Annotated in this window: 14 protein-coding genes; 11 read left to right on the top strand and 3 right to left on the bottom strand. The window is 63.9% G+C overall.

The features are described from left to right. Positions 1-81: 81 nt before the first annotated feature. On the bottom strand, positions 82-1,947 hold the full coding sequence (locus tag FTO74_RS14120; RefSeq protein ID WP_162538717.1) for a phospholipase D-like domain-containing protein: 1,866 nt from the start codon (positions 1,945-1,947) through the stop codon (positions 82-84). Between the two features lie 131 nt (positions 1,948-2,078). Here FTO74_RS14120 and FTO74_RS14115 point away from each other — a divergent pair, with 131 nt between their 5' ends. The 8 genes from FTO74_RS14115 (at position 2,079) to glyS (ending at position 8,983) form a co-directional block, all read left to right on the top strand. Next, positions 2,079-2,330, top strand: coding sequence for a MoaD/ThiS family protein (locus tag FTO74_RS14115; RefSeq protein WP_162538716.1), 252 nt, complete (start codon positions 2,079-2,081; stop codon positions 2,328-2,330). Then, entirely contained in the window at positions 2,320-2,766 is a 447-nt protein-coding gene (locus FTO74_RS14110; protein ID WP_162538715.1) for a molybdenum cofactor biosynthesis protein MoaE, read from the top strand. Before FTO74_RS14115 ends, FTO74_RS14110 begins: the two co-directional genes overlap by 11 nt. Then, the gene (locus FTO74_RS14105) at positions 2,763-3,722 is read left to right on the top strand and encodes a VWA domain-containing protein (RefSeq protein ID WP_255462283.1); all 960 of its coding nucleotides are present in this window, start codon (positions 2,763-2,765) and stop codon (positions 3,720-3,722) included. The genes FTO74_RS14110 and FTO74_RS14105 overlap by 4 nt, the downstream gene beginning before the upstream one ends. Further along, positions 3,712-4,617 carry an inositol monophosphatase family protein gene (locus FTO74_RS14100; RefSeq protein ID WP_162538714.1) on the top strand — a complete coding sequence of 302 codons (906 nt, stop codon included), beginning with the start codon at positions 3,712-3,714 and terminating at the stop codon, positions 4,615-4,617. The genes FTO74_RS14105 and FTO74_RS14100 overlap by 11 nt, the downstream gene beginning before the upstream one ends. Positions 4,618-4,756: 139 nt before the next feature. Continuing rightward, positions 4,757-5,017 carry a ferredoxin family protein gene (locus FTO74_RS14095; RefSeq protein WP_162538713.1) on the top strand — a complete coding sequence of 87 codons (261 nt, stop codon included), beginning with the start codon at positions 4,757-4,759 and terminating at the stop codon, positions 5,015-5,017. A 77-nt stretch (positions 5,018-5,094) separates the two neighbouring features. Beyond that, positions 5,095-5,817 carry a DNA repair protein RecO gene (recO, locus tag FTO74_RS14090; protein ID WP_162538712.1) on the top strand — a complete coding sequence of 241 codons (723 nt, stop codon included), beginning with the start codon at positions 5,095-5,097 and terminating at the stop codon, positions 5,815-5,817. A gap of 82 nt (positions 5,818-5,899) precedes the next feature. Beyond that, positions 5,900-6,862 (top strand): glycine--tRNA ligase subunit alpha, encoded by a 963-nt coding sequence (locus tag FTO74_RS14085; protein ID WP_162538711.1) that lies wholly within the window; start codon positions 5,900-5,902, stop codon positions 6,860-6,862. 33 nt (positions 6,863-6,895) lie between these two features. Further along, complete coding sequence (glyS, locus tag FTO74_RS14080; protein ID WP_162538710.1) at positions 6,896-8,983, top strand: glycine--tRNA ligase subunit beta; 2,088 nt, start codon at positions 6,896-6,898, stop codon at positions 8,981-8,983. Between the two features lie 336 nt (positions 8,984-9,319). Here the strand turns inward: glyS and thiL are convergent, their stop codons facing one another. After that, positions 9,320-10,327, bottom strand: coding sequence for a thiamine-phosphate kinase (gene thiL / locus FTO74_RS14075; protein ID WP_162538709.1), 1,008 nt, complete (start codon positions 10,325-10,327; stop codon positions 9,320-9,322). 185 nt (positions 10,328-10,512) lie between these two features. Here thiL and FTO74_RS14070 point away from each other — a divergent pair, with 185 nt between their 5' ends. Continuing rightward, a complete protein-coding gene (locus FTO74_RS14070; RefSeq protein ID WP_162538708.1) occupies positions 10,513-12,165 on the top strand; it encodes an FAD-dependent oxidoreductase in 1,653 nt (550 codons plus the stop codon). A gap of 20 nt (positions 12,166-12,185) precedes the next feature. Then, positions 12,186-12,680, top strand: coding sequence for a RidA family protein (locus FTO74_RS14065; protein ID WP_162538707.1), 495 nt, complete (start codon positions 12,186-12,188; stop codon positions 12,678-12,680). 93 nt (positions 12,681-12,773) lie between these two features. Here the strand turns inward: FTO74_RS14065 and FTO74_RS14060 are convergent, their stop codons facing one another. After that, positions 12,774-13,373: a cupin gene (locus tag FTO74_RS14060; RefSeq protein WP_255462282.1), complete on the bottom strand. Its 600-nt coding sequence runs from the start codon at positions 13,371-13,373 to the stop codon at positions 12,774-12,776. Between the two features lie 176 nt (positions 13,374-13,549). On the opposite strand from FTO74_RS14060, the gene FTO74_RS14055 reads away from it, so the two are divergent. Next, positions 13,550-15,133 (top strand): aldehyde dehydrogenase (NADP(+)), encoded by a 1,584-nt coding sequence (locus FTO74_RS14055; RefSeq protein WP_162538706.1) that lies wholly within the window; start codon positions 13,550-13,552, stop codon positions 15,131-15,133. Positions 15,134-15,328 lie beyond the last annotated feature (195 nt).

The following is a 15,328-nucleotide window of genomic DNA, read 5'->3' as shown; positions in this document are numbered from 1 at the left end:
GGAAAGAAAAACTCGCTGCCGAGCAGCGGAAGGCTCTTAAAAGCTAACTTCTCCGTACCGCCCCGAGAACCGCACGAAGTGCTACGCGAAAAGTTCTCGCTCCATGCAGTGCAGGTCGTTGGGGTCGTAGTACGACTTCGTCCATCCGTCGTCCGTCGAGAGAAACATCTTTGCCTGCACCGCCGCTTGCTGTTTGGATCGCGGCTGCTTCTGCACGAGGGCCGTTGTAGCCGACTTTTTCTTGGACGTCTTGGGAGTCGCATAGCGATCGAGAAAGCTGTAGTGGTCCACCAGCGCCAGCGCCTCGATGGCAAAGGCTGTGGCGACGTCGGCGTCGTAGACGGCCAGCAGGTTGTCGCCGTTTTCCTGCTCTCCTCCGGCGGCCAGGTTCGACGAGCCGCAGTAGATGACCGGGGCATCGCCGTTGAAGCCGCAGACGACGAACTTGTCGTGGATCTCGTGCCCCGGCGGAATGGGCACCTGGTCGAAGGGCGGAGGCAGCTCCGTCTTGCCGGGCTTGCCGGTGACGAGCACGCCCGTCGTGCTGTCGGGTGCGTACAGCGTGGTGCCGGAGGCGTCGTCCGAGATGCCGTAGCTGAAGATGTTCTGCTGCGTGTGGATGTTGTTGAGCGTCGTGTAGACCGGCCCGCCGCCGACAAGCTGCATCACCGCGAAGAGCACGCTGCCGCCGGACTTCTTTGCTGCCTCCTGCTCGATCCGGGCGGTGAGGTTGTTTAGAACCGTCTCCTCATCGGACGTGCTGTGGGGCGAGAAGGTGATGTGGGTCTCGGGCACAGTTTTGGACTTGAAGACGAAGGGCGTAGCCGAGGAGAGCGGCGAGGCCTCGAACTGCTTGGTGGAGGTCTTGCTCGTCCAGCTCAGCGCAAAGACCTCTTCGTACTTGGCGGCGACGGTGGCGTCGTCGTAGAGCAGTACGTGGTTGGCGTTGACGTAGAGGCCGGTGACCGAGAAGTTGGTGGAGCCGGTGAGCACCTTGATTGGCGTGCCATTCTTCGAGACGATCAGGACCTTATCGTGCGAGTAGCGGCTGAACTTGCCGCGCACGATGCCTGCCTGCGCGGGGTCGGCAGACTTCGGCAGAGCCTTCGTGAAGAGCGCGGTGAACTGGTCCTCGGGCGTGGTGCCTGCCTTGTTGGTGTGCAGCGAGGCATCGTCGAGGATGATGCGGATGCGAGCCTGTTTGGCCAGTGCGAGCAGGATCGTCATCAGGTCCGGCTCGTCGAGGTCGTAAGCAAACATATCCAGCTGCAGGGTCTTGTCGGCGAGCACTTCGTTGAGCAGGTCGAAGATCTTGACCTGTGCGGACGAGCCCATCCAGGCGTACTCCTCGGCGAAGGTATGGGTGTTGCCCTCGGCGTCGGTCCCAGCCACCTGGTTGGTCTTGAAGAGCAATGGGCCGTCCTTGGGCTTGATGGTGGCCTTGAGGCCGAAGTGGTGGACGAAGGCCTCGGACTGCATGTAGCCGCGGGTGAAGCCGAGGCTGAGGCTGCCCTTCTGGAAGAAGTCCACCACGGACTTGACGCTGACGCTGAGCGTGGGGTCCATCGGCTGCATGGACTGGTTTTCGTCGAAGTAGCGCGGCGTGACGGTGTAGGTGTACAGGCCCGTCGCGGGCTGGGTGCCCTGGTGGTTGTAGCCGGGAAAGTGGACCCAGCGGAACTTGTGGATAGGAGCGTTGACGCTGGAGTTGGGCGGCTCGGTGGCGACCTGGGCGTGGTCGCCGGGAGTCTCGAACTGTAGCTCGTTGAAGAGGTAGTAGCTGGGCTTGCCCGGCGGCTGGCAGGCGATGGTGAATCCGGCCAGATTGGTGGCGTTGGCCGCGTCGGCGAGATCGAAGGCGAGCAGCGTCTTGTTGTCGCCGCGATAGGCCTTGACGGTGAGGGTCTTCTTGCTCGAACGGGCCTTGCTGGTGGTCTTCTTAGCCATCGTTTCCTCCGCGGGCTGGGGCAATTTGCGCGAATTGTAGCAGGGGCATGTGCGGATTCCTGCGAATCGTGATCGTCATTCAGAACAGGCCGCCGGGGCGGGGTTGGTAGGATAGGTGGGTGCGGATCGCGGTGCTTTATTTCGGGGTGTTGAAGGAGTTCTTCGGCGGCGCGGGGGAGACGGTCGAGCTGGCCGAGGGGGCCGATGTAGCGGCCCTGCTGAGCCTTTTGCGCAGCCGGTCGTCTAACGAGACGAAGCTGTGGACCGCGCTGGCCGTGGCCGTCAACCGCGAGTACGCCGGGCAGGCGACGGTGTTGCGCGACGGCGACGAGGTGGCTCTGCTGCCACCGGTGAGCGGGGGATTGGAGTGCAATGCGCGTTGAGATTCTGGATACCGTGCTGCCCACGACCGCGGTAATGGACGAGATCAAGGCCGGAGCCGATGGCGCGGTGTGCGTCTTTGACGGCATCGTGCGCGACAACACGCGCGGGCGGAAGACGCTGTACCTGGACTACGAGGCTTACCGCGAGATGGCGCTGGCGCAGATGCAACAGCTTGCGACGGAGGCGGTGGAGCGGTTCGGAGTGCGCGATGTGGCGATGCTGCATCGGCTAGGGCGGCTGAAGATTGGTGAGTCGAGCGTGCTGATTGTGGTGGCGTCGGCGCATCGGGGCGTGGCGTTTGACGCCTGCCGCTGGCTGATCGATACGCTGAAGAAGCAGGTGCCAATCTGGAAGAAAGAGACGTTTGAGGATGGCGCTGTTTGGGCGGATGGCGAGCCGTTCCCCGAGGCGCTGGTGGCTGGGGTAGAGGAGTGAGGGTTTTCGCGATTGCGGGGATGATGTTGGCGGCTGGGATCGCTTGGGGGCAGGCTCCGATTGAGCGGCGAGCGCCTAGCCAGCAGCCGAACCAGGACCTGCCGCTCCAGACGCTGCACGTGGAGACGCGGCTGGTAAACGTGGCGTTGAACGTGGCTGACGCGACGGGCGCTCCGGTGGGTGGACTGGGCAAGGACGACTTCGAGATCTTCGAAGACGGCAAGCCGCAGAAGATCGCAATCTTCGAGCGGGAGTCCACGTCGCCGCTCTCTGTGGTGCTGGCGCTCGACGGCAGCGAGAGCATCCTGCGCAACGAGCATCTGGAGAAGGAGGCCGCGAAGAAGTTCGTCAAGGCTCTGCTGCGCGATCAGGACGAGATGGACGTGATGACTTTCTCGGACACAGTGCGCGAGGTGGTCTCGTTTACCAACGACAAGAGCCGCATCGAGGCCGGGCTGGGGTCGATCGAGCACGGTGACGCCACGGCCCTGTATAACGCGGTGTATCTGGCCTCGCAGCGGCTGGCCGAGACCTCTGCGGCGAACAACCGGCGGCGGGTGCTGGTGCTGGTCACCGACGGCGGCGACACCGTGAAGGGTGTGCGCTACACGCAGGCGCTCGAGCAGGCGCAGCGGGCGGGGGTGCTGGTTTACTCGCTGATTATCGTGCCCATCGAGGCGGACGCGGGCCGCAATACGGGCGGCGAGCACGCGCTGATGCAGTTCGGCATGGACACCGGCGGCAAGTACTACTACGTGAACGATGCCAAGGATCTGGCGCCCGCGCTGGCCAAGGTCTCCGACGATCTGAGGACGCAGTACGTGCTGGGCTACTACGCGCCGCAGCGGGGCCGAGACACGTCGTTTCGCAGCATCTCGATCCGGATGAAGGACCCCGGACTGGCCGCCAAGTACGGCTTGCGATATCGAACCGGATACTATGCGAATGGGAAGTGATTTAGAAGCACCAGGGGGACAAGTGGAGAACTTCGAGTACGCAGGGGTGGCGGCGGAGATCGCGCGCGAGGCTGGGGCGCTGTTGCGCGGGTTCTACGAGAAGGGCGTCGAGACCGAGTATAAGGGCGATGTCGATCTGGTGACGGTGGCCGACCGTACCAGCGAGAAGCTCATCATGGAGCGGCTGGCGGCGGCGTTTCCGGGGCACGGCATCTACGGCGAAGAGGGCACTCGCGAGCGGCTCGACGGAGAGTTTCGCTGGTACGTGGACCCGCTGGACGGCACGACGAACTTTGCCCACGGTTTCCCGGCCTTCTGCGTGGTGCTGGGGCTGGAGCAGCGGCCCGCCGGTACGAAGCCGGATGAGGACGGCGAGATGGCCGCGGGGGTCATCTACGATCCTCTGCGGGACGAGATGTTCCAGGCCGAGCGGGGCAAGGGCGCGTGGCTGAACGGCCGCCGCATCGCCGTCTCGAAGACGAGGATGCTGCAAGAGGCGCTGACGGCCACCGGGTTCCCCTCGAAGAAGCGGCACGAGAGCCCGAATATCCACTTCTACCAGGAGATCACGCTACGCTCGCACGGTGTGCGCCGGGCAGGATCGGCCGCACTGGACCTGGCCTACGTAGCCTGTGGGCGGCTAGACGGATACTGGGAGTTCGGGCTGAACCCGTGGGACACCTCGGCCGGATACCTGCTGGTGGAAGAGGCAGGGGGCACGATCACGCACTTCGATGGAGGCAAGTTCACGCTGGACAGCCGCGAGATCCTGGCGACGAACGGGCTGATCCACGAGGAGCTGAAGGAGTTGTTCGCGGATATGTTCGCGGGCCGCTCGATGAGCGCGATTCCGAGCGCCGCGGAGTTCAAGGCGAGGCGCGAAGCCGCGAAATAGGCCCGAAATAGTCGTATTTCGTGGCTGGGTTCCATTTGCGGTAAGGCCGTCCTGTGCTGGTAGAATCAGGATCTAACGACAGAAAGTCAGCGAATTTTTCTGACGGCTTAAGTCGGCGAATTTTAAGGAGAGTTTGGAAATGGCTTATGTGATTGCGGAACCCTGCATCGGGACCAAGGATACGGCTTGCGTGGATGCCTGCCCGGTGGACTGCATCCACCCCAAGAAGGATGAGGGTGCCCACGGCGATGCGGACCAGTTGTTCATCGATCCGGTCGAGTGCATCGACTGTGGCGCGTGCGTGCCGGTTTGCCCGGTTTCGGCAATCTATGCCGCTGACGATCTGCCCGAGAAGTGGGCTGCCTTCCAGGAGAAGAACGCGGCGCACTTCGGCCGTTAGTCCTTCGAGATTCAGCAGCGCGCGGCCCTCATCGGCCGCGCGCTTTGCTTTGGGACAAAAAAGATGATCGGGATACGATGATTCAGCACACCGGCGAGGCGATCGTACTGCGGAGTTGGCCCTTCCACGAGGCCGACCTGCTGGTGAGCCTGTTTACGCGCGAGCAGGGGCGGGTGAAGGGCGTGGCGCGCCATGCCATGCGCAGCCGCAGGCGCTTTGGTGGGGCGCTCGAGCCTATGACGTACGTCCGCGCCCACTACGTCGAAAAGCCGAAGCAGGAGCTGATGCGGCTGGACTCCTTCGAGATTCTGAGTTCGCCGCTGACGGGAGCCATCGACTACTACCGCACGGCTGGCTTGCAACTGGTGGCCGAGGTGATCGAGGAGGCTCTGCCCGAGCAGGCCGCCGAGGATGCCGTCTTCCGGCTCGCTCTGGCGGTTCTGGAGGAGATTCGTGTTGGCTCGGTGGCGTTGCCGGTAACCTACTTCTGCCTGTGGATGATCCGGCTGATGGGCTGGATGCCGGAGCTGGGCCACTGTAGTCTCTGCGGGCTGGACCTGCGCGGCGGCACGGTCTTTTACTCGCCCACGAGCGACGGGGTGACCTGCGCGGACGACCGCCGCAACGGAGCGGTGGGGCTTTCGGCCGGGGCGGTGGACGACGCGCGCAGGATCTTTCGCGGCACGGTGAAGGAGCTGGCTACTGAGAGCTGGCCGCGTGTGGGGGAGCTGCGACGCTTCGCCGTGGCCATGCTGGAGCGACATCTGGAGCGACGTCTGGTGTGTGCTCGGGCGCTGTAAGGGAGACCGGATTAAGGGCACGGCTTCAGCCATGCCCTTAATGGGGCGAGCGTTGAAGTCTAGAGCCGTTTAGAATCTTCTGATGGTCTCCAAGGCAGGAAAGAAGGCGCTCACTTTTCAGGAACTGTTGTTTACCCTGCAGCGGTTCTGGGCCGAGCGCGGATGTGTTTTGCAGCAGCCGTATGACGTCGAGGTCGGGGCCGGCACCATGTCGCCGGACACGTTCCTGCGCGTGCTCGGGCCGAAGCCGGTCCGCATCGCCTATGCGCAGCCCTCGCGCCGCCCGGCCGACGGGCGCTATGGCGAGAACCCCAACCGGCTCTTCCGCCACACCCAGTTTCAGGTCATCCTGAAGCCGCCACCGGTGCGTATCCAGGAGATGTACCTCGAGTCGCTCGAGGCCATCGGGATCGACCTCAAAGAGCACGACATCAAGTTCGAAGAGGACAATTGGGAGTGGCCCGTTGGCGGCGCCTGGGGCGTCGGCTGGCAGGTGATGCTCGACGGACTCGAGATCACGCAGTTCACCTACTTCCAGCAGTGCGGCGGCATGGACCTCGACCCGATCTCGGGCGAGATTACCTACGGCCTCGAGCGCATCGCGGGCTTCTTGCAGGATGTGGACTCGATCTACGACATCGTGTGGGCCGTCGAGCCGGACACTGGCCGTGAGGTGACCTACGGCGAGATGCGTCTGGCCGAGGAGGAGCAGTTCTCCGCCTTCGGGTTCGACTACGCCGATGTCAGCTCGCTGTGGAAGCACTTTGAGCTGTACGAGGCCGAGTGCCTGGGGTTGCTCGAACGGGCCAAGGGGTTCGAGGAGATGGACGCGCTGACGTTGAAGCGCTTCCCCACGCTGGGCGCGTATGAGCTGGCGCTCAAGTGCTCGCAGCTCTTCAACCTGCTCGATGCGCGCGGCGCGATCTCGGTGACCGAGCGCGTGGGCGTGATGGCGCGGATTCGGGCGCTGATCGTTGGAGTGGCGAAGGTCTACGCGGCGCAGGGTGCGCTGGTAAGCCCGGCTCCGATGGAGCTGGTCGGCTAACAGGCTTACGGTTTTTGAGATTGGATGAGGTGTATGGCGGATTTTCTGTTTGAGATCGGACTCGAAGAAGTGCCTGCGCGGATGATCGCTGCGGCCCAGGCGGAGCTGGAGCGGCGCGTGGTCGCGATGCTGGAGCGGGAGCGGCTGGTTGCGCCGGGTGCGGCTGGTGAGAGCTTCTCCACGCCACGGCGGCTGGCTGTGCGCGTGCGCGGCGTGCTCTTGCAGCAGCCGGAGCTGGCCGAGGAGTTGACGGGACCGGCGGTGAAGATCGCCTACAAGGACGGCGTGCCTACGCCCGCTGCGGTGGCCTTTGCGAAGAAGGCTGGCGTTGCGGTCGAGGAGCTGAAGACCGTGACCACGCCCAAGGGCGAGTACCTGGCGGCGACCGCGGTGAAGCCCGGTCAGGACGCCCGCGCGGTCATCATGGCGGAGCTGCCGAAGGAGCTGCTCGGCATCTACTGGGCCAAGAATATGTACTGGCGGCTGGGCAAGCCGGAGCGGTTTGTGCGGCCCGTGCGCTGGATGGTGGCGTTGCTGGGCGATGAGGTCGTGCCGGTCTCCTTCGCGGGCTACGAGGCTGCGGATGTGACCTTTGGGCATCGCGTGCTCTTCGGCGATGAGGCCATCAAGCTTACCTCGGCGGACTCGTATGAGGGAGTGCTTGAAGGCGCGTCGGTGGCGGTGGACGTGGAGAAGCGGCGGCAGACGATCCGCAAGGCACTGGACAAAGTTTGCCGGACGGTGGACGGTATGCGGTGGCGCGAGGACCACGCGCTGGTGGACAAGATGACCCACCTGACGGAGTGGCCGTCGGTGCTGCTGGGCAGCTTCGACCCGGAGTTCCTGGCGCTGCCCGAGGAGGTGCTGGTGACCGTGATGCGCGATCACCAGAACTACTTTGCGGTGGATGATGCGTCGGGCAAGCTGGCGCCGTACTTCCTGGCGGTGCTCAACACGGTGGCCGATGAGGCCGGGACGGCGGTGATCCGGCACGGCAACGAGCGCGTGCTGCGGGCGCGGTTCAACGATGCCCGGTTCTTCTGGGAGTTCGACCAGCGCGTGCCGCTGGTGGAGCGGGTGGCGCTGCTTGAGAACGTCACCTTCCAGAAGGATCTCGGCAGCTATGCGAAGAAGAGCGAACGCGTGTTCGAGCTTTGCAGACGCTTGGCTGATCGTGCCGCTAATGATGGATTTGAAGTAGATCATAACGCGTTATATGACGCTGCCAGATTGGCGAAAACTGATCTAACCACTGAGCTAGTAAAGGAATTTACTGAGCTTCAGGGGATTATTGGTGGTCTTTACGCGCGTGCCCAGGGCTTGAAACAAGCGAAGGCCGCCGATGCGATCTACGATCAATACAAGCCAGAGTCGATGGACGATTCCATCGCCCGTACTGCTGAGGGCCAGTTGCTGGCCATCGCGGACAAGGCTGACACCATCGCGGGCATGTTCGGCCTGGGGCTTGAGCCTACTGGATCGAAAGACCCTTTTGCGCTGCGTCGCGCTGCGAACGGCATCGTGAAGACGCTGGCAGAGAGTGCGGTTCCGCTATCGTTGAGCGAGATTGCCGAGGCTGCGGGAGCGGCTGACGGCAAGATGCTGAGCTTCTTTGGCGAGCGGCTGGAGTTCTATCTGCGCGAGGCCAAGGGGCAGTCTTACGATGTGGTGAAGGCTGTGCTCGCCGTCGGTGGGGACGATGTGCGTGACGCCGTGGCTCGTGCCGAGGCCGTTACGGCGGTGCGTGGCTCGGACGACTTTACGGCGGTCTCGGCGGCGTTCAAGCGGATGAAGAATATCCTTGCTCAGGCTTCGGAGAAGGGCGTTGCTGCGGGGGCTTCGGTCTCGGCGGAGCTGCTGGTCGAGCCTTCGGAGCGTGAGCTGTCCACTCGCTCTGAGGCGCTGGCGGCGCAGGTCTCCACGCTGCGGAGTGAAGGGAAGTACATCACGGCGCTTGAGGCCATCGCCACGCTGCGGCCACAGGTTGACGCCTTCTTCGACGCAGTTATGGTGATGGCTCCGGATGAGTCGGTGCGGGCCAACCGTCTGGCGCTGCTCAGCAAGGTGCTGGGGGATTTTTCGGGCATTGCTGACTTCTCGGAGATCGTTGTCGCCGGTTGATCTGGATGCGGGTGCCCCATGCCTCGAGTTTGAGGCATGGGGTTTACTCGGGCGCTCTGGGGTAGGAGAAGAAAGCATACCTCGGGGGCTAAAGCCCGCTTCTGTGGCTGGTTTTGATGTCCGGGCCAAAGCCCGGACCTACCCCAGAAGCAAAAGCAACAACAAAGACAGAAGCAGATTCCTCCGCTTCGCTCCTGAATGACAACCAAAAGAACAGGCAACGGCAAAAGTTCTTTTGTGTCGGGTGTTTTGGGTTGCGTGCCAGAGCCAGGCTTCGTGGGGGTACTTGGTGTTACGGATGGGGCAACTCGACCTAAGGCTTCCCTTTTATCTCCGTTACGTCTTGCTCTTTGCCTGGGGAGGAATCTCGGCCAGGTGCTGCCAGCCTGCTGCGGCCACCGCGGTCGGCTTTCCTGTTTGATCAATCAGTGTGATGCGTGGGGTGTTTGCGAGAACAGGTAACACTCTGCCGATCCGCGTTATCGAGATGCCTGCGATCTTTCTGGGAACACGCGTCGTTGAAGAGGCTGTGAAGAGTAGCTCGTAGTCTTCGCCGCCGTTGAGGGCCTGCTCTATCGTTGCTTGTGGATGCATGGGGAGCGCCGTTGCGAGAATCTCGGCGCGGATGCCGGAGGCCTCGCAAAGATGCGTCAGGTCGGTGGAGAGACCGTCGGAGAGGTCCATGCACGCGGTCGCTAGCCGACGCCGCAGCAACGCCTGCCCCATGGCCAGCCGAGGCGCGGGAAAGAGTTGCGGGTGATCACCCGAGGTGGGTTTGCGCTGTGGTGGATGGGCGAAGAGGCGCTCCAGTTCGGCTGCCGCGCCGCCCAATGAGCCGGTGACATAGAGGTTGTCGCCCGCCTGCGCGGTGGATCGCCGCAGCGCCCGTCCGCGCGGCGCGGTGCCGGTGAGCACGATATCGGCAAGGATGTGGGGCGAGGGTGACTGGGACGTATCGCCTCCGGCCAGTGTGACTCCGTGTGTTGCGGCGAGCGTCTGCAGACCCGCTAAATAGCGTGCGAACCATGTGCGGCCAGAGGCGGTGGAGAGCAGCTCTCGGGGCAGAGCGAGCGACAGGAAGGCTGCCAGCGGGGTCGCGCCCATCGCGGCCAGGTCGGAGAGTCCGCGTGCCAAAGTGCGGTGCCCGGCGGATTCCGGAGAGTGCGTGTCGCGGCGGAAGTGTCGTCCCTCGAGGGTAAAGTCCGTCGTGACCAGCACGTCGTGCCTCGGTGGCGGGCGCAGAATCGCGCAGTCGTCGCCGATCCCCAGGGGCACGCGCACGGAGGGCCGTGTCCCGGACTGAATCTGGCGGATAAGGTCAAGCTCGCCGGGTGGCTTGGTCATGCTTCGAGGGTACAACCTCGGGGCCTCGCTCATGCAGAAGCGATTTAGCGGTTATTGGCCGCCTGTTTACGTTAGAGTAAATCTCATCAATCCCAAACTTCACCCATCTGCTTCCACGCGATGCAGCATTGGCAACCGGCACCTGTTTCTTATCTTGTACTTTTTGTTGAGGGAGATCTGTCACTATGGCCGTATCGCGGCGGGAGTTTATCACCAGGGTAGGACAGGCGGGCGGATTCAGCGCCGCCTTTCTGACGATGCAGACGCTGGGCATGTTGCCCGCAAAGGCGGAGATGGTGGCGCCGATCGAGGCCGCGCCGGGTTCGGGCAAGGGCGTGAAGGTGGTGATCCTGGGCGGCGGCATCGCGGGGCTGGTGGCCGCGTATGAGATGCGCAAGCTGGGCTACGAATGTACGGTGCTGGAGGCGCGGTCGCGTCCCGGCGGACGCAACTGGACGGTGCGCGGTGGGGATAAGATTACGTTTACCGATGGGACGGTTCAGACCTGTACCTTCAACGAGGGGAACTACCAGAACGTCGGTCCGGCGCGGCTGCCGTCAGTGCACCGGCATATCTTGAACTACTGCAAAGAGCTGGGCGTTCAGCTTGAGATCGAGGTGAATACCTCGCGCAGCACGCTGCTCGAGAACGACAAGGCCAACGGCGGCAAGCCCGTGGAGCAGCGGCAGGCGATCAACGACACGCGCGGCCATGTGGCCGAGTTGCTGACCAAGAGCATCAACGCGGGCGCTCTGGACGCGGAGCTGAGCAAGGAAGATCACCAGCGGATGCTGGAGTTTCTGGCCAAGTATGGGCCGCTGGATGAGACGGGCAAGTATGTCGGGTCGGATCGCGCCGGGTATGCGGTGGAACCGGCTGCGGGCTCGGAGGCGGGAACGCTGCGCCTGCCGATGAATATGCACACGCTGCTCGATGCCTCGTTCTGGGATGGGCTGCTGTTCGAAGAGGCGTTCGACATGCAGGCGACGATGTTCCAGCCGGTGGGCGGCATGGACCGGATTCCGTATGCGTTTGCGAAGTCACTGGGGAGCATTGTGAAGTTCGACTCGCCGGTGACGGAGATTCGCAAGACGGCCAAGGGCGTGCGCGTCGGCTATACGCAGGGCGGCGCGGCGAAGACGATTGAGGCGGAGTTCTGCTTCTGCGCGATGCCGCTGTCGATCCTGAAGAAGATTCCGAATGATTTTTCGGCTCCGTACAAGAAGGTCATCGACGAGTGCGTCTATGCGCACGCGTACAAGGTGGCGTGGGAGTCGCGGCGGTTCTGGGAGCAGGACTACAACATCTACGGCGGGCTCGAGTTTGTGAGCGAGGGGCCGAGCCCGATCTGGTTTCCGTCGGCCAGGATGTTCTCCGAGCGCGGGGTGCTGGTGGCGGGCTATACGGATGAGCGGCGGTCCGACTTCGGCAAGCTGACGGTGGCGGAGAAGTTCGACGCCTCGCGCGGCTCGATTGAGAAGCTGCATCCGGGGCACGGCAAGGAGCTGGAGAAGCCGATCTACGTGGGCTGGGGCAAGATTCCTTACAACGAGGGATCGTGGATTCAGTCGTACGGGCCGGGGCAGGATCGCGCGCCGGGGGCGCTGGCGGTGCCGGGACAGCCGAAGCCGAAGATGACGCCGAAGGGGGATAATCCCGGCTATGACGTGCTCTTGCAGCCGGATGGGCCGATCTATTTTGTGGGCGATCATGTGAGCCACTGGGTGGGCTGGCAGGAGGGCGCGGCGGAGAGCTCATTGCGCGCGATCAAGATGATGGGCGAGCGCGTGAAGTCGGCGAAGGTGGCTGTGGCGGCTTCGTCGGTGGTTTCGGCTTAGAGCTTACAAGGGAGAGTGCGATGAAGAAGCTGGGCATGGCAGTGATGGCGGCGGCGATGTTGGCAATGCCGCTGGCGACGCGGGCGCAGGGCGTGACGGTGAAGCATATTCAGCCCGAGGGCAAGGTGATCGCCGACGCGGTGTGGGCGGGGGATACGCTCTATTGCAGCGGCCAGTTGGCCGATCCGGTGACTCCGGCTGATGCGGCCAAGGGAACTCCGGCGGTCTATGGCGATACGAAGACGCAGGCGTTTTCGGCGTTGACGAAGATCAAGGCGCTGCTGAAGAGCCAGGGGCTCGATATGAAGGACGTGGTGAAGATGACGGTCTTCCTTGCGGCCGATCCGGCCAAGGGCAACCAGCTCGACTTCGCCGGTCTTCAGGCGGCCTACACCCAGTTCTTCGGGACGAAGGAGCAGCCCAATAAACCCGCACGCAGCGCGATGCAGGTGGCGGCGCTGGTGGTGCCGTGGGGGCTGGTGGAGATCGAAGTGATCGCGGTGCGCTCGAAGTAGCACTTTGTGCCGTTCACGGGGCGGTATGGGCGAGTGAATAGCATGGAGCCTCCCGTTGGTCGGCAGAGAGGTTCTATCGGCTGACGGGAGGCTTTAATCTGGGCGGCGTCCGGTGATCCAGTGCTGGACTAACGGGCCTGTCGCGCCGGTGACGGGATCGGAGGCCGGGAAGCGGACCTGCTTCATGCGGGCGAGCGTGGCGGCGTCCGGGGCCTGACGGCAGATGTCCCAGCTCTCGCCGGGCGGGTAGGCTCCGATGACGAGGAAGTCGGCGCTGGCGTCGAGGCGGCAGTGGCCGGTTCCGGCGGGCAGCACGGCAACGTCGCCCGCGTGGACGGTCAGCTCGTGGCCGCCCTCGCCGCCGAGGACCAGGCGGCCCCACCCTCCGGCGAAGCCGAGGACCTCGTGCGCGGTGGAGTGGAAGTGGTGGAAGCTATAGACTCCGTTGCGCCACTGCGGGGGCCAGCCGTTGCGGGTGAAGGTGGTCTCCATGGCCGAGGCCAGGTCGGGGTGGTCGGCGGCGAAGGCGCTGCGGTAGAGCAGTACGGGGAGATCGGGGTTGTTCGGCATCCAGCCGTTGCGGGCCAGAGGGAGAAGCTGCGGAGCGGTGATGGCTGCGGTCGCAGGGATGGGATTGGCTGCGCTGATCCCCGCGCCCGCCAGAAGAGTGTTGAATCTGCGTCGATTCATCATGGCTGCTGCTCCTTCGGCTTATGATGCCATGATTGGGTGAAGGTATTTTGTGCATGGCTCGAACTTATTGATTCCTGAGGGCCGCAGGGCGTCTCTGGTCTGACCAACTTGGCAGGCGTAGGCGGCGGGGTATATGACAGTAGGGACGAAATCTTGTGGAAGACGGAGAAGATGACATGCAGTTGACCGGAGAGACACTGATCGGATCGCGTGGGGTGGTGGGGACGGGCTCAACCGTGATGGCGCTGAATCCGTTGACGAACGAGTCGATGGAGCCGGTGTTTCCGGATAGCTCGGTGGAGCAGGTGAACGAGGCGTGCGAGCTGGCGGCGACGGCGTTCGATGTGTATCGGGAGGCTCCGCTGGCGCAGCGGGCGGCGCTGCTGGAGGCGATGGCCGAGGAGATTCTGGCGCTGGGCGATGAGCTGATCGAGCGGGTGATGGCCGAGAGCGGGTTGCCGCGGCCACGGCTTGAGGGCGAGCGCGGGCGCACGGTGGGGCAACTGCGGCTCTTCGCGACGGTGGTGCGCGACGGGAGGTTTCTGACGGCGACGCTGGACTCGGCTCTGCCGGATCGTAAACCGCTTCCCAGACAAGACCTGCGGCTGCGGAAGATTCCGCTGGGACCGGTGGCTGTCTTCGGCGCGAGCAACTTTCCGCTGGCGTTCTCGGTCGCGGGCGGGGATACGGCGTCGGCGCTGGCGGCAGGATGCCCGGTGGTGGTGAAGTCGCATCCGTCGCATCCGGGCACGTCGGAGCTGATCGGCAAGGCATTGCAGCGTGCAGTGGCGAAGAGTGGGCTGCCGGAGGGCGTCTTCTCGCTGGTGCACGGCAGCGCGATGGATGTGGGACAGGCTCTGGTGAAGCATCCGGCGATTACGGCGGTGGGCTTTACCGGCTCGCGGCGCGGCGGGCTGGCGCTGGTGGAGGCTGCGGCCAAGCGGCCGGTGCCGATTCCGGTGTATGCGGAGATGAGCAGCGTGAACCCGGTCTTCCTGCTGCCGGAGGCGCTTGAAGCCCGTGCGGAGGCGATTGCGCAGGGCTTTGTGGACTCGGCGACGCTGGGCACGGGGCAGTTCTGCACGCAGCCGGGGCTGGTCTTTGGCGTGGACTGTGCGGCGATGCAGTCGTTTGTGAAGGCTGCGGGCGAGAGGCTGGCGGCTAAGCCCGCGACTCCGATGCTCAACGCGGGAATTTGCAGCGCGTATGCGAAGGGCGCGGCAGCTCTGGCGGCGGATAGCAAGCTGAGGAAGATTGCCGAGGGGCAGCCTTCCGAGGATGCGGGGCTTCGGGGGCGTCCGGCGCTGTTTGTGACCGAGGCGGCGGAGTTCGTGAAGAATCCGCACCTGGCCGAGGAGCTGTTTGGGCCTTCGTCGGTGATCGTGCTGTGTTCGAGCGTGGAGGAGATGGTGTCCATCGCTGCAGGGCTGGAAGGGCAGTTGACGGCGACGTTGCAGATGGACGGCGGAGACAAGGCCGTCGCCAAGCGGCTGCTGACGGTGCTCGAGCGCAAGGCCGGACGCATCCTGGCGAATGGGTATCCGACCGGGGTGGAGGTCTGCTACGCGATGGTGCACGGCGGGCCGTTCCCCTCGACCTCGGACAGCCGGACGACCTCGGTTGGGGCCACGGCGATTGATCGCTATCTGCGGCCGGTTTGCTATCAGGATATTCCCGAGGATCTGCTGGCTCCGGAGCTTCAGGATGCGAATCCGCTGGGGCTGTGGCGGTTGAAGGATGGGGCGCTGGGTAAGGGCTAGGGTCTCGGCGGGAACCGATAGATCGGGCCTCCGGCCCTCGTCCACGTGTGAGGATGCTTACCTGGGGCTTTGTCCCAGGCTGGTATAGGGCGCGCCATTGGCTCTCTCGTCCCGTTTTGGCTTCGAACCGTGGGAAGTATCTTGACAGCGATGCGGTCAGGGGAATAAATTCGCGTCGCATAGTAATTGTGCCTT

The organism is Granulicella sp. WH15, assembly GCF_009914315.1.
Classification (GTDB): Bacteria; Acidobacteriota; Terriglobia; order Terriglobales; family Acidobacteriaceae; genus Edaphobacter.
This window is presented reverse-complemented; position numbering and strand designations above follow the sequence as displayed.